12 protein-coding genes are annotated in these 14384 nt (G+C 62.5%); 1 reads left to right on the plus strand and 11 read right to left on the minus strand.

The window, feature by feature from the left end:
* Positions 1-13 precede the first annotated feature (13 nt).
* The 10 genes from trpE to R1A29_RS26085 form a co-directional block, all read right to left on the minus strand.
* Positions 14-1492 (minus strand): anthranilate synthase component I, encoded by a 1479-nt coding sequence (trpE, locus tag R1A29_RS26040; protein WP_438299943.1) that lies wholly within the window; start codon positions 1490-1492, stop codon positions 14-16.
* A 71-nt stretch (positions 1493-1563) separates the two neighbouring features.
* Positions 1564-2382, minus strand: a complete 819-nt coding sequence (locus R1A29_RS26045) for a phosphoglycolate phosphatase (RefSeq protein ID WP_085688443.1) — start codon at positions 2380-2382, stop codon at positions 1564-1566.
* A complete protein-coding gene (gene rpe, locus R1A29_RS26050) occupies positions 2379-3053 on the minus strand; it encodes a ribulose-phosphate 3-epimerase (RefSeq protein WP_007918813.1) in 675 nt (224 codons plus the stop codon). Before rpe ends, R1A29_RS26045 begins: the two co-directional genes overlap by 4 nt.
* Positions 3054-3167: 114 nt before the next feature.
* The gene (locus tag R1A29_RS26055) at positions 3168-4316 is read right to left on the minus strand and encodes an iron-containing alcohol dehydrogenase (RefSeq protein ID WP_438299944.1); all 1149 of its coding nucleotides are present in this window, start codon (positions 4314-4316) and stop codon (positions 3168-3170) included.
* Positions 4317-4600: 284 nt separating this feature from the next.
* Positions 4601-5425, minus strand: a complete 825-nt coding sequence (locus R1A29_RS26060; RefSeq protein ID WP_085709230.1) for an ABC transporter permease — start codon at positions 5423-5425, stop codon at positions 4601-4603.
* Positions 5426-5437: 12 nt separating this feature from the next.
* Positions 5438-6685 carry an ABC transporter permease gene (locus tag R1A29_RS26065; protein ID WP_438299945.1) on the minus strand — a complete coding sequence of 416 codons (1248 nt, stop codon included), beginning with the start codon at positions 6683-6685 and terminating at the stop codon, positions 5438-5440.
* A gap of 67 nt (positions 6686-6752) precedes the next feature.
* Entirely contained in the window at positions 6753-7796 is a 1044-nt protein-coding gene (locus tag R1A29_RS26070; protein ID WP_085709228.1) for an ABC transporter substrate-binding protein, read from the minus strand.
* A gap of 309 nt (positions 7797-8105) precedes the next feature.
* On the minus strand, positions 8106-9233 hold the full coding sequence (locus R1A29_RS26075) for an ABC transporter ATP-binding protein (protein ID WP_108563389.1): 1128 nt from the start codon (positions 9231-9233) through the stop codon (positions 8106-8108).
* Positions 9234-9474: 241 nt separating this feature from the next.
* Positions 9475-10104, minus strand: a complete 630-nt coding sequence (locus tag R1A29_RS26080) for a response regulator (protein ID WP_003228820.1) — start codon at positions 10102-10104, stop codon at positions 9475-9477.
* The gene (locus tag R1A29_RS26085) at positions 10105-12504 is read right to left on the minus strand and encodes a PAS domain-containing sensor histidine kinase (protein WP_438299946.1); all 2400 of its coding nucleotides are present in this window, start codon (positions 12502-12504) and stop codon (positions 10105-10107) included.
* Positions 12505-12577: 73 nt separating this feature from the next.
* Here R1A29_RS26085 and R1A29_RS26090 point away from each other — a divergent pair, with 73 nt between their 5' ends.
* Entirely contained in the window at positions 12578-13567 is a 990-nt protein-coding gene (locus R1A29_RS26090) for an alpha/beta hydrolase family protein (protein ID WP_438299947.1), read from the plus strand.
* Positions 13568-13616: 49 nt separating this feature from the next.
* Here the strand turns inward: R1A29_RS26090 and R1A29_RS26095 are convergent, their stop codons facing one another.
* Positions 13617-14384, minus strand: coding sequence for a TerB family tellurite resistance protein (locus tag R1A29_RS26095; protein WP_438299948.1), 768 nt, complete (start codon positions 14382-14384; stop codon positions 13617-13619).

A 14384-nucleotide genomic window follows, 5' to 3' on the forward strand; every position in this document is an offset into this window, starting at 1 on the left:
AATCCCCCGTCACTCAGTCCGGGGTTTGCTCCGCCAGCGCAACAGCGCGGAACATCGCCCGGCGCTTGTTGATGGTTTCTTCCCATTCCAGCGCCGGCACCGAATCGGCAACGATGCCGCCACCGGCCTGCACATGCAGCTCGCCGTTCTTGATCACGGCAGTGCGGATCGCAATCGCGGTGTCCATGTTGCCGTTCCAGGCGAAGTACCCGACCGCGCCGCCATACACGCCACGCTTGACCGGTTCCAGTTCGTCGATGATTTCCATCGCGCGGATCTTCGGCGCGCCGGACAGGGTGCCCGCCGGCAGAATCGCCCGCAGTGCGTCCATGGCGGTCAGGCCGGATTTCAGCTGGCCGGTGACGTTGGACACGATGTGCATCACGTTGGAATAACGCTCGATGACCATTTTCTCGGTGAGTTTCACCGAGCCGATTTCCGAAACGCGACCGGTGTCGTTGCGACCGAGATCGATCAGCATCAGATGCTCGGCGATCTCCTTGTCGTCGGACAGCAGGTCTTCTTCCAGCGCCACGTCGGCCTCTTCGGTAACCCCGCGAGGACGGGTGCCGGCAATCGGGCGCACGGTGATCAGGTTGTCTTCGACCCGCACCAGCACTTCCGGCGAGCTGCCGACGACGTGGAAATCGCCGAAGTTGAAGAAGTACATGTACGGCGTCGGGTTGAAGCAACGCAGCGCGCGATACAGGTCGATCGGCGCCGCCTTGAAGTCGATCGACATGCGCTGGGACGGCACGACCTGCATGCAGTCACCGGCGAGGATGTATTCCTTGATGGTGTCGACGGCTTTTTCGTAGTCATCCTGGGTAAAACTGGAGCGGAACACCGGCTCGGCCGCCTGCTGCTTGCTGAAATCCAGGCCACGACGCGGGGTGATCGGCTGACGCAGTTTTTCCAGCAGTTCCTGCAACTGTGCCTGACCCTGCTCGTAGGCATCGGCCTGCGCCGGGTCGGCCAGCACGATCGCGTGCATCTTGCCGGCGAGGTTGTCGAACACCACCACCGCATCGGAGACCATCAGCAGAATGTCCGGCACACCCAGCGGATCCGGGTTCGGGCACTTGCCGAGGCGCTTCTCTACATAACGCACGCAGTCGTAGCCGAAGTAACCCACCAGGCCGCCGTTGAAGCGCGGCAGGCCAGCGATGGTCGGCACGTTGTAGCGAGCCTTGAAGGTTTCGACGAAGGCCAGTGGGTCTTCGACGTCGTGGCTTTCGGTCTCGACGCCATCGACGGTGATGCTGACGTGATGGTCATGAACCCGCAGCACGGTGCGGCACGGCAGGCCGATGATCGAGTAACGGCCCCATTTCTCGCCGCCCTGCACCGATTCGAGCAGGTAGGAGTTGGGCTGGTCGGCCAGTTTCAGGTAGATCGACAGCGGGGTGTCGAAGTCGGCCAGGGTTTCGCAGGCCAGCGGGATGCGGTTGTAGCCGTCAGCGGCCAGACGCAGGAATTCTTCGCGGATCATAGGGTGCCTCGTGGTGTGAGGTGCAAATCAGTCAGGTGTGCAAACGCGCCGGCAGGCCGGCCAGGAACAAGTCAGGCGCGCCAACGCCAGCGGGCCAGGGCCTTGATGACTTTCATCCAGAGTTTGCGGGTGACCACCACGATGGCGTTTCCAGAAGGGGATTGAGAAGCGTCGGGCAACGTTATCTCAGCGGCCGTATCCAGGCAACCGGGAATTAACTTGCGCAGATCGTCGATCACCAGCGCCGGGGATTCCTCGGCAATCGGCCGGCCATGGTTGTAGCCATAACTCAGCGCAACACATTTGACCCCCGCCGCTTTCGCCGCCAGCACGTCGCTGCGCGAATCACCGACGAACAACGATTGCGAGGCCGGAATGCCGGACATCTTCATCACGAAGAACAGCGCCGCCGGATCGGGCTTCTTCTGCGGCAGGGTATCGCCGCCGATGATCCACTTGAAGTAGCGACCGATCTTCATCTGATCCAGCAGCGGAGCGACGAAGCGCTCCGGCTTGTTGGTGATCAGCGCCATGGCCACGCCCTGCTTGTGCAGCCATTTCAGGGTGTCGCGCACGCCGGGATAGACCACGGTCAGCTCATGGCTGGCGCCATAGGCTTCCATGAACACCTCCAGCGCATGCTCGGCTTCGACGTCATCCACGGCGGAATGGTCGATGCCGCCCGCCAGCGCCCGGCGCACCAGCACCGGCGCACCGTTGCCGACCCACTCGCGCACCGACTCGATACCGGCAGGCTTGCGCCCGAGGGAGAGCAGCATGTTATCCACCGCCGCCGCCAGGTCGGGTACCGAGTCGATCAGCGTGCCATCCAGATCGAACATCACCAACCGCGGCAGTTGCCCCGGGAACAGCTGCTCAAAACCGCTCATGGGCGGGCCAGCGCCAGTTCGGAACGCATCTTGTCGATGACTTCCTGATAGTTCGGCGCATTGAAGATCGCCGAGCCGGCCACGAAGGTGTCGGCGCCGGCAGCGGCGATTTCACGGATGTTGTTGACGTTGACGCCGCCGTCGATTTCCAGGCGGATGTCACGGCCCGAGGCATCGATGATCGCGCGGGCTTCGCGCAGTTTGTCGAGGGTGCCGGGGATGAATTTCTGCCCGCCGAAACCCGGGTTGACGCTCATCAGCAAGACCATGTCGACCTTGTCGATCACGTACTTGAGCACGTCCAGCGGGGTCGCCGGGTTGAACACCAGGCCGGATTTGCAGCCGCCTTCACGGATCAGTTGCAGCGAACGATCGACGTGCAGCGTGGCTTCCGGGTGGAAGGTGATGTAGGTGGCGCCGGCCTCGATGAAGTCGCCGACGATGCGATCCACCGGGCTGACCATCAGGTGCGCGTCGATCGGCGCGGTCACGCCGTACTTGCGCAGCGCGGCGCAGACCATCGGGCCGATGGTCAGGTTCGGCACGTAGTGGTTGTCCATGACATCGAAGTGAACGAAGTCGGCACCGGCGGCCAGAACGTTGTCCACTTCCTCGCCCAGGCGGGCGAAGTCGGCGGAGAGAATCGACGGAGCAATAACGAAGGGCTGCATGACGCACCTTTTCTGAGCTAAATCACGATGGCGCGCATTGTATACCTCAAGTTTCCGCGCGCGCACCGTGACCGCGATGATTGGGTTCTGCCATGACCGATGACCGGCGGGTTCTCAGTACGCCGCCCGGTAGATCTTCTCGATGTCGCCAGCGCTGAGCTTGCGCGGGTTGTTGCGCATCAGGCGCTCGATCCCCGCGGCCTCTACGGCCATGGCCGGGATCGCGTCTTCGGGCACGCCGAAACTGCGCAGGCCCGGCGGGATTTCCACTGTCGCGCACAATTCGGCCATCGCCGTGACGGCGCTGTCGGCCGCTTCATTGAGACTCAGATGAGCGGTCTTCACCCCCATGGCTTCGGCAATATCCTGCATCCGTTCGACGCAGGCCATCTTGTTCCAGGTCATGACATACGGCAGCAACAGCGCATTGCTGACGCCGTGGGCAATGTTGAAGCGCCCGCCCAGCGGATACGCCAGCGCATGCACCGCGCCGACCCCGGCATTGCCGAACGCCATACCGGCCATCAGGCTGGCGGTGGCCATGTCTTCCCGGGCCTGCAGGTTGGACGGATTGGCGTATGCCTTGGGCAAGGATCGGGCGATCAATTTGATTGCGCCGATGGCCAGCGAGTCGGTGATTGGCGAAGCATTCAACGACAGGTAGGACTCGATGGCATGCACCAGCGCATCGACACCACTGGCGGCGGTGACGCTGCGCGGACAGGTCAGGGTCATTTGCGGGCTGACCAGCGCCACGTCCGGCAACAGGTAGTCGCTGACGATGCCTTTCTTCAGTTGCGCGACCTTGTCCGAAAGAATCGCCACATTGGTCACCTCGGAACCGGTGCCGGCCGTGGTCGGGATGGCGATCAGCGGCGGGCCTTTGCGCGGCACCTGATCGACGCCGAACAGATCCTCCAGCGCACCGTGATAACCGGCATACGCGGCAACACTCTTGGCGATGTCAATGGCACTGCCGCCGCCCAAACCGATCAGCCCGTCATGCCCGCCCTCTCGGTAGACGCGCATGCAGTCCTCGACGATGGCGATTTCCGGATCCGGCAGCACGCGGTCGAAGATTTCGTACTCGCGCTCGCCGATCTGCGCCAGCGCCAGCTCCACCGTGCCGGACTTGACCAGCGCGGCATCGGTGACAATCAGCGGGTTGTCGATATCCAGCCGCGTGAGCTCGGCCACCAGTTGCTCGATGGCCCCGGCGCCGGTGATCAGTTTGTGAGCGATCTTGAACGAGGAAAGACTCATCGTGCGCAGCCTCTTATAGATGTGGGAGCTGAGCACAAGCGTAGCTGGGGAATTGGGGTTGTCTGGTATTCAGGTTGTGAATGGCTGAAGCAGGATCAAGAGCGCCCTCACCCTAGCCCTCTCCCGGGGGAGAGGGGACTGACCGCGGTGAGCTTTCGAGTTACATCGACCTGAACGATCAAGTCGAACTCAGGTTTTGACAAGCATGAAGATCAGCTCCCTTTCCCCCTCGCCCCCTTGGGGGAGAGGGCTGGGGTGAGGGGGTAACGATCTCAAGCCGAACACTAAACCTGAGCAGTACGCAGCTTCTCACTCCGCCCCCGCAACCATTCCAGCGTCAGCAGCAAGATCACCGAAAACGCGATCAACAATGTCGCAGCCGCCGCAATCGTCGGACTCAGGTTCTCGCGAATCCCGCTGAACATCTGCCGAGGCAACGTCGCCTGTTCAGGCCCGGCAAGGAACAGCGTCACCACCACTTCATCGAACGATGTCGCAAAGGCAAACAGCGCCCCGGAAATCACCCCCGGCGCAATCAGCGGCAAGGTCACCCGGCGGAATGTCACCAGCGGCGAGGCCCCAAGGCTGGCCGCCGCCCGCACCAGGTTGTGGTTGAAGCCCTGCAAGGTCGCCGACACCGTGATGATCACGAACGGCACACCCAACACCGCGTGCACCACGATCAGCGAGAAGAAACTGTTGCCCAGGCCCAGCGGCGCGAAGAACAGGTAACTGGCCACACCGATGATCACCACCGGCACCACCATCGGTGAGATCACCAGCGCCATCACCAGCGCCTTGCCGGGGAAGTCGCCACGGGTCAGGCCGATGGCCGCCAGCGTGCCGAACACCATCGCCAGCACCGTCGCGGCCGGGGCGACGATGATGCTGTTCTTCAGCGAGCGCATCCATTCCGCCGAGGCGAAGAAGTCCTGATACCAGTGCAGCGAGAAACCCTGCAGCGGGTACACCAGGAAACTGCCCGAGTTGAACGACAGCGGCACGATCACCAGCACCGGCAGGATCAGGAACAACAGGATCAAGCCGCAGAGGATCCGCAAGCTGTAGAACCACACCCGCTCGACGGGCGACATATAAGGACTCAGCATTTCAAATTCCCCTTAGCTCAGGCGCAGGCGACTGGCGCCCACCAGCCAGCTGTAGATCAGATAAAGCACCACGGTCGCCAGCAGCAACAGCCCGCCGAGCGCGGTGGCCATGCCCCAGTTGATGCTGGTGTTGGTGTAGAACGCGACGAAGTAGCTGACCATCTGATCGTTCGGGCTGCCCAGCAGCGCCGGGGTGATGTAGTAGCCGATGGCAAGGATGAACACCAACAGGCAGCCGGCGCCGACACCGGCATAGGTCTGCGGGAAGTACACCCGCCAGAAACTGGCGAACGGATGGCAACCCAGGGAAATCGCGGCGCGCATGTAGGTCGGCGAGATGCCTTTCATCACGCTGTAGATCGGCAGGATCATGAACGGCAGCAGGATGTGCACCATCGAGATGTAGACCCCGGTGCGGTTGAACACCAGCTCCAGCGGCTTATCGATGATGCCCATCGCCATCAGCGCGCTGTTGATCAAGCCGCCGGATTGCAGCAACACGATCCACGCCGCGACTCGCACCAGGATCGAAGTCCAGAACGGCAGCAGCACCAGAATCATCAGCAGGTTGCTTTGACGCGACGGCAGATTGGCCAGCAAGTACGCCAGCGGATAGGCCAGCACCAGGCAGATCACGGTGATGATCAGGCCCATCCAGAAGGTCCGGGCGAAGATGTCGAGGTAGATCGCCTGATCCGGGGTGGCCGGGGCCAGTTCGCCGAGGTCGTCGATACGATGGTCCACCGCCGCCAGCAGATAGAATGGGGTGATGCTGCTGACGTTGCGCTTCACGGCCTGCCAATACGCCGGATCGCCCCAACGCTCGTCGAGACCTTCCAGCGCTTCTTTATAAGAGGCCGGCTCGCTGGCGAAGGGCAGCGAACGGGCAGTTTTGGTCAACAAGCTGCGATAGCCAGCCAACTCCATGTTCAAGCGCTTGGACAGATCGCCCAGGGTCTGGTTTTTGCGCGCTTCGGCGAGGTCTTCGCCGGCGGCCTTGTAGACCGGTTCAGCGGGCAGTCCGCGACCGTCCCAACTGGCAATGGCTGCCACGGTGCGAGGCATGCCGCCCACCACTTCCGGGTTGCCAACGCTTTTGTAGAGCAGCGCCACGATCGGCACCAGGAACACCAGCAACAGAAACAGCACCAGTGGCGCGATCAGCGCCTGGGCCTTCCAGCGGTTGACCCGCTCGGCGTGCTTGAGCCGCTGCTTCAAGGTGGGGCTGTTGCCCTCGTTCAGGGGAACGGCGATAGCCATGACGTACTCCGGAAAACTTTTGAATGACGGCGCCACCCTTGGGGTGACGCCGCGTATGCATCACACCTTACTTCGCAGCCCAGGCGTTGAAACGCTGCTCCAGTTGCTCACCGTTGTCAGCCCAGAAGCTGACGTCGATCTGCACCTGGTTGGCGATGTTTTCCGGGGTGGTCGGCATGTCTTTCAGGATCGCCTTGTCCAGCAAAGGCACGGCCTGGGAGTTGGCCGGACCGTAGGCGATGTTTTCCGAGTAGGTCTTCTGCTGCTGCGGCTGCACCGAGAACGCGATGAATTTCTTCGCCGCTTCGGCACGCGCCTTGTCCAGGCCTTTCGGGATGGCCCAGGCGTCGAAGTCGTAGATGCCGCCGTTCCACACCACTTTCAGGTTGGATTCTTTCTGCACGGCAGCGATGCGACCGTTGTAGGCCGAGCTCATGACCACGTCACCGGAGGCGAGGTACTGCGGCGGCTGGGCGCCGGCTTCCCACCACTGGATGTTCGGTTTCAGCTCATCCAGTTTCTTGAACGCACGGTCCTGGCCGTTCTTGCTGGCCAGTTCCTTGTAGACGTCTTTCGGCGCAACGCCGTCGGCCATCAACGCGAATTCGAGGGTGTACTTGGCGCCTTTGCGCAGGCCACGCTTGCCCGGGAATTTCTTGGTGTCCCAGAAATCCGCCCAGCTGGTCGGTGCGGTTTTCAGCTTGTCGGCGTTGTAGGCCAGTACGGTCGACCATACGAAGAAGCCCACGCCGCACGGCTGGATCGCGCCTTTGACGTAGTCTTCGGTCTTGCCGAACAGCGCAGGATCGAGCTGCTCGAACATGTCTTCGTCGCAGCCACGGGACAGTTCCGGCGATTCAACCTCCACCAGATCCCAGGACACGCTCTTGGTATCGACCATGGCTTTGACCTTGGCCATCTCACCGTTGTACTCACCGGCGACGATCTTGCCGTTGCCCGCCGCTTCCCACGGTGCGTAGAAGGCTTTGACTTGCGCCGCCTTGTTCGCCCCGCCAAACGACACCACGGTCAGATCCGGGCCGGCGGCCATTGCGCTTGCCGCACCCATCAGGCCCAGGGTCAGGGCTGTGAACTTCAGGGATCTCAACATTTATTGTTCTCTCCACGTGCAGGGTTGGTGTTGGTATTGCGGGGCGTTTCAGTGCGCCTCATGGGGACGCCCTCACTTAGTTTCCTCACCGCGTTGTCGCCTTAAAGCGGGCCAGGCAAGGCGCAGGCCGAAGGGAATGGTGTTCCCTTTCCAAGGCCTGCAACGCAGCATGGCCCGCTTTAAGGCACAACCCGAAGGGCCGGGCCTGCTGTTGTGCAGGGCTGCGTTGCTCGAAGCTTATTTGGAATGACCAAACCACGCTTCTCGCGCCTTGCCCTGCACAACAGCAGACCCGGCGCGGTGTGGAAACTAGGTGAGGGCGTCCCCTAGTGGGTCGAGCGCGCGAACGTGCTCGACCTGCCAGCCAAGCGGAACCACGTCGCCGACCGCGAGCGCTGGATCGAGCTCGGCAATCGGTTGTTTCACGAAGAAGTCGGTCTTGCCGCAGACTTCCAGGCGCACCCGGACGTGGTCGCCCAGATAGATGAATTCGGCCACCCGCCCGGAGAAGCGGTTGACGCATTGGTCGCTCGAACCGTTGAGACTGACGCGCTCCGGACGGATCGACAGGGTGACCGGTTCGCCGGTCTGGCCGATGTTGACCGCCAGCGCCTCGACCTTTTCACCACGTCCCAGCTCGACCACACAGCGCTCGCCGTTCTGGCTGAGCAGGCGACCGTTGAGGCGGTTGTTCTCGCCGATGAAGTTGGCGACGAAGGTGTTTTTCGGTTCTTCGTAGAGGGTGCGCGGCGGAGCGATCTGCTGGATCTCGCCCTGATGGAATACAGCGACACGGTCGGACATGGTCAGGGCTTCGCCCTGGTCGTGGGTCACGTAGACCACGGTCACGCCGAGGCGCTGGTGCAGGTGTTTGATCTCCATCTGCATGTGTTCGCGCAGCTGTTTGTCGAGGGCGCCGAGGGGTTCGTCCATCAGCACCAGTTGCGGCTCGAACACCAGCGCGCGGGCCAGTGCCACACGCTGTTGCTGGCCGCCGGACAGTTGCGCCGGGTAGCGCGAAGCGAAGGCATCGAGCTGGACCATGCTCAGGACTTTCTTGACCTTGTCGCTGACGTCGCTCTTGTTCAGGCCACGCACGGTCAGTGGAAACGCCAGGTTCTCAGCCACGGTCATATGCGGGAACAGCGCGTAGTTCTGGAACACCATGCCGATGTCGCGCTTGTGCGGCGGCACATTGTTGATCGCGCGCCCGGCCAGGAGGATTTCCCCGGCGGTCGGCGTTTCGAAACCGGCGAGCATCATCAGGCTGGTGGTCTTGCCGGAGCCGGACGGCCCGAGCAGGGTCAGGAACTCGCCCTTGCGGATGTCCAGGTTGAGGTCTTTGACGATCAGGTTCTCGCCGTCGTAGCTCTTCTGCACTCCACGAAAGCTGACCAGCACATCGCTGGCCCCTGCGTTTGATTCGACCTGGCTCATACCCACACCTTTGTTATTGATGACTGCTGTGGGATTAAGCCTAGTGGCTGCCTGCAGTCACGCAAATCGGGGCGCAGGAGAGAATCGCCTCAGCCGGATGGAAGGCCGGGGGTAGGGATTGCCCTACAAGGATGGCGCTAATAGACAAAGCAGTGGTGAGTGGCAAGCTGCGAGCCGCAAGTAACGGCAAAAGCGGCCGTCGCGAACAGATATGTGCACACTCTCATGTTTTGTAGCCGGGTCAGAGGAGCTTGTGTTCCATCGCGTACTTCACCAGTTCGGCAAGTGAGGTGATGTTGAGTTTCTGCATCAGCCGCGCCTTGTGGGTGCTGATGGTCTTGCTGCTCAGGGCCAGTTGCTGGGCGATGTCGTTGACGTTGGCGCCCTGGGCCAGGCGTTCGAACACCGAGAACTCGCGTTCGGACAATAACGAATGCAGCGGCCGCGTATCGGTCAGGCCGACTTCGAAGACCATGCGGTCGGCCAGTTCCGGATCGATGTAGCGTCCACCCGCCGCGACCTTGCGGATCGCCGTCAGCAGCAGCGCCGGATCGCTGTCCTTGGTCGCATACCCGGCGGCGCCGACCTTCAGCGCCCGGGCGGCCATCTGCGCTTCGTCGTGCATAGACAGCACCAGAATCGCCGGCGGATTGTTCAGTGCGCGGATGCGCGGAATCGCTTCCAGCCCGTTGACCCCGGGCATGGAAATATCCAGCAGCACCACCTCGCACGGCACGCTGCGCAGGGTTTCGAGCAACTGCTCGCCATTGCTCGCCTCCCCCACCACTTGCAGATCCTTGGCCAGGCCGATCAATTGCTTGATGCCTTCGCGAACGATGGTGTGGTCTTCGGCTACCAGTACACGGATCACTTACTTCTCCTCATCCAGTGGCACCCGCACGCTCAGTGTGGTGCCTTCGCCCGGCGCGCTGTCGAGTGACAACTGCCCGCCCATGATCAACACCCGCTCGCGCATGCCCACCAGTCCAAAGGATGTCGGCCTGCCCGCAGCGGCGACAAATCCTACGCCATCATCGCTGACGGTCAGACACAAATCGGTGCCTTCCAGCGCCAGCGTCAGTTCCACAGTATGCGCCCGGGCGTGGCGCATGACGTTGGTCAGCGCCTCCTGGAGGATGCGGAACAGGCCGATGGCCTTGGCGTCGCTCAGCGGTGGCAGATTGTCCGGCACCTGCACCAGACACGGAATCTGCGTGCGCGCCTCGAAGCGCCGGGCCTGCCATTCGATCGCCGAGGCAATCCCGGCATCGAGGATCGGCGGGCGCAACGCCGTCGCGACGTCGCGCACCAACTGGAACAACTGGGCGATCAGGCGCTTCATGCTGTTCAGACGTTCGTTAAGCCCGGGATCGAGTTGCGCGTAGGCCAGTTCGCACATCGAGGTCTCCAGTTTCAGTACCGTCAACATCTGCCCCAGTTCATCGTGAACTTCGCGGGCGATGCGCGCCTTCTCTTCTTCCCGTACGCTTTCGAGGTGCGCCGACAGTTCGCGCAGTTGTTCGCGCGATGCCGCCAGTTCCAGTTCGATGCGTTTGCTTTCGGTGATGTCCCAGACGATGCCGTCCCAGACGTAGGCGCCGTCCTCCAGTTGCCGGGTGATGGCCTTGATCTCGGCCCAACGCTGTTCGCCCTGGCGCGTCAGGATCCGCCCCTGCCACGACCAGTCGCTGTCGGTGTCCAGCGCATGATCCTGAGTCTGGTGATAACCGGCCTTGTCGTCCGGATGCACCAGGCTGCGCAAACCCATGTCGCGATGGGCGATGGCAGCCGGTGCGTAGCCCACCAGACTCTCGCTGCCCTCGCTGATGTAGGCAAAGTCGATCTGCCCGGTCACCGGTGCCCGCTCCAGGCGGAACACCAGCCCCGGCACGTTGGCCGCGATGCCTTGCAGGCGCGCCTCGCTTTCCTGCAACGCGGCCAGGGCCCGACGGCGTTCGGTCACGTCGGTGAGGTAGACCACCAGATACTCGCTGTCGCGAAAGCGCAGAAAACTCAGCGACACATCCGCCGGCAAAACACTGCCATCGGCCCGCACGCAGTTCGTCTCGAAACTGAGCGGCCCTTCCTCGCTGGCCCGGGCACGTTTCCATAAATTGAGCCAGCGATCCATGTGCAGGCCGGGTTCGAAGTCGATCAGCGGTCGCTCTATCAGTGCGCCCTGTGGATAACCGAGCATGTGTTCCGCCGCGCGGTTGGCGTAACGCACATGGCTGTCCCAGTTGACCCAGAGAATGCCGACGGTGCTCTGGTCGATGGAAAACTGGGTCAGGCGCAGGGCTTCTTCGCTGGCGGCGCGCAGGGCGATGTCTTCCCGGGCGGCCAGCAGGCGTTGTTCGAGACTGCGTTGCTGACGCCGCTGCCAAAAAACAATTGCCGCACAACTGAGCAACAACACGGCGAACAACAGGCTCAGGTTCTGCCAGAACCCTGGCGATTCCGAAAGCCGTGGGTATTTGGGTTGTAGCCATTGCGTGTGCAGGCGTTCCAGATCTTTCGCCGGGATCGCCCGCAAGGCGCTTTCGACGATCCCGGCCAGTTCCGGCCAGTCGCGACGGGTGGCGACTCGCAGCAGTTGCGGCAGACCGATATCGCCAACCACCACCAGTCCGGCAAACTCCGGCTCGGTCGACAGCCGCCCCAATTGCGCTTCGTCCACCACCGCGTAAGACGCTTGCTGACTCAACAGCAACTGCAAGGCCTGACGCTCCAGCGGCACGCCTTGCAGATTCAGATGGGGATAGTTGCCGCGCAGGTAATCGGCGGTGACGCTGGGCATGCGCACGGCCACCCGGGCCTGGCTGTCGAGCTTTTCCAGTTCGACCGAACTGCTGACTTTCTGATCGCTGACCACCAGTTGCGGCACGCGCATATAGGGATCGGAGAACTGCCAGAGACGCAGTGAGCCGGGTGTCTGGGTCAGGCCCGGGGCGATATCGATCTCGCCGTCCCGTGCGGCGGCTTCCAGTTGTTCCAGATCGGGGAAGTTGCGCCAGCTGAGTTCGATGTCGAGGGCCTTGGCCATCCACTTCATCAACTCGACATTGGCCCCGGACAGCCGCTGTAAACGCCGGTCGTATTGCGCGTACGGCGCCTGCAGAATCAGACCGACACGCAACTCATTGTGTTCGGCCAACCACTGATGCTGGCTCGCCGACAGCTGCGCAGCATGACTCGGCGGCGCAGGCGCGGCCCAGCCCATCAAGGGAAACGCCAGACAGCCGATAACCCACAGGCAGCAAAAACGCATCATTGAAATCCCATACACTGACAAATTCTGACCAACCCATTAGGCTGCCGGGATACTTTCTGGCCTGGAATAACCGATGCCCCCTGTCTCTCGCCTGGCAATGCCAGCATTGTGCCTGTCGCTGATCCTGCCTTGTGCCTTTTCCGTCGAAGCCGCCGATCCGGCACCCGCCCCTGCCGCGGAAAAACCCGCCGAAGAAAAACCGGTCGAACGCCAGCCACTGCTTGAGCGTAGTCAGGAAGAGGCCTCGGCACTCGAACGCAAAGTCCCGGCCCAGGAACAACAACAGTTGCAGGCCGGCAGCGACACCTTCCTCGCCCTGTGGAAACCGGCCAACACCGCCGACCCAAAAGGCGTGGTGATCCTCATCCCCGGTGCCGGCGAAACCGCTGACTGGCCCCAGGCGATCGGCCCGCTGCGGCGTAAATTGCCGGACGTCGAGTGGAACAGCCTGAGTATCACCCTGCCCGACCTGCAAAGCGATGCCATCGCTCCGCGCGTGGTCGAAGCACCCGCAGCACCGAAAACCGCCGATGCCGGCAGCAAGGATTCGACCACCGCCCAACCGATCGAGCAAGCCGCCGGCGGTGAAGCCGATGTGGCTGACAAAGTCGTTGCCGAGACCACTGAAGAACAATCCAAGGCCGACGCCGAGCGAATCTTCGCCCGCATCGACGCGGCGATTTCCTACGCCGAACAGCAAGGCGCGCACAGCATCGTGGTGCTGGGTCACGGCACCGGCGCCTATTGGGCCGCGCGTTTCCTCAACGAAAAGCAGACCGCGCAAGTGGAAAAACTGCTGATGGTCGCCGCGCAAGTGCCGCCCAAGGCCAAGCCTGAACTGGCAGAGCTGACGCCACTGTTGAAACTGCCGACGGCCGATATCTTCTATATGGACAAGCCGCTGGATCGCAACGCCGCGCTGGAACGATTGCAGGCCAGCAAGCGCTTGAAGACGTCGTCGTTCAGCCAGGTCGCACTTAAGGCGCTGCCCGACAACAAGGCCGAGCAGGAGCAATTGTTCCGCCGGGTGCGCGGCTGGTTGAATCCGCAAAACCCGGACTGACCGGCCACACAAAAAAAGATCGCAGCCAGAGCTGCGATCTTTTTTTCGTCTAGCGGAAATCCCGCCGCTCGCGAATCAATGTGTAGGCATTGTGCAATTCGCGGGTCTTTTCAGTCGCCTCGAGCACCTGGGCCGCCGTCGCCCCCGTCCCGGCCACCTTGTCCGGATGATGACGACTGAGCAGGCGTCGATAGGCGCGTTTAATCTGTGCCGGTTCGCTGGTCGCCGACACGCCGAGCAGGCGCATCGCGTCCTGATAACTCACCGCGGCGCTGACGATCGGGCGCTTGTGCGGCTCGTAATCCGCCGCCAGCGCCTGAATCTGGTGAGTCGTCCAGCCCAGCCACTTGCCCCACTGCGCCAGCAGTTCGCGCTCGCTGCTGCCGGCCCGACCGTCGGCCCAGACCATCCGCCAGCAGGCTCGCAATACCCCTTCGGCAGCATGGGGTTGAGCGCTGAGGCGCCGCAGATAACCGCGCAGACGATCCCCGCCGGACTTGCCGCGATTGAACGCGGCAATGGCCCGGCGCTGCGCCGGCTCGCTCATGTCCAGCGCGCGCATCTCCTGACGCGCCTGCTGGATATGCCCGTCGGTGACCCGCCCGTCGCTCTTGGCCAGACGCCCGAGCAGGACGAACAACAACTCGTCGTTGCGCAACATCGGCTGGCCGCCGAGTTTTTCCCGCAAATGTCCCCAGCTCTGCAAATGCAGGCGCCGATCCAGCGCCTGCCCCAACAAAGCCCCAAGCATGGCCCCCGGAATGCTGGCGATAGCAAAACCCGCTCCGGCTCCAATCAGAGTCCCTGGCCACAACAT

The sequence above is a fragment of the Pseudomonas sp. NMS19W genome (assembly GCF_051554255.1).
Classification (GTDB): Bacteria; Pseudomonadota; Gammaproteobacteria; order Pseudomonadales; family Pseudomonadaceae; genus Aquipseudomonas; species Aquipseudomonas kribbensis.

Excerpts from the sequence above, each read along its gene's own strand:
- trpE (WP_438299943.1), bottom strand. The coding sequence starts at position 1,492 with ATGATCCGCGAAGAATTCCTGCGTCTGGCCGCTGACGGCTACAACCGC.
- R1A29_RS26045 (WP_085688443.1), bottom strand. The coding sequence starts at position 2,382 with ATGAGCGGTTTTGAGCAGCTGTTCCCGGGGCAACTGCCGCGGTTGGTG.
- rpe (WP_007918813.1), bottom strand. The coding sequence starts at position 3,053 with ATGCAGCCCTTCGTTATTGCTCCGTCGATTCTCTCCGCCGACTTCGCC.
- R1A29_RS26055 (WP_438299944.1), bottom strand. The coding sequence starts at position 4,316 with ATGAGTCTTTCCTCGTTCAAGATCGCTCACAAACTGATCACCGGCGCC.
- R1A29_RS26060 (WP_085709230.1), bottom strand. The coding sequence starts at position 5,425 with ATGCTGAGTCCTTATATGTCGCCCGTCGAGCGGGTGTGGTTCTACAGC.
- R1A29_RS26065 (WP_438299945.1), bottom strand. The coding sequence starts at position 6,685 with ATGGCTATCGCCGTTCCCCTGAACGAGGGCAACAGCCCCACCTTGAAG.
- R1A29_RS26070 (WP_085709228.1), bottom strand. The coding sequence starts at position 7,796 with ATGTTGAGATCCCTGAAGTTCACAGCCCTGACCCTGGGCCTGATGGGT.
- R1A29_RS26075 (WP_108563389.1), bottom strand. The coding sequence starts at position 9,233 with ATGAGCCAGGTCGAATCAAACGCAGGGGCCAGCGATGTGCTGGTCAGC.
- R1A29_RS26085 (WP_438299946.1), bottom strand. The coding sequence starts at position 12,504 with ATGATGCGTTTTTGCTGCCTGTGGGTTATCGGCTGTCTGGCGTTTCCC.
- R1A29_RS26090 (WP_438299947.1), top strand. The coding sequence starts at position 12,578 with ATGCCCCCTGTCTCTCGCCTGGCAATGCCAGCATTGTGCCTGTCGCTG.
- R1A29_RS26095 (WP_438299948.1), bottom strand. The coding sequence starts at position 14,384 with ATGTTGTGGCCAGGGACTCTGATTGGAGCCGGAGCGGGTTTTGCTATC.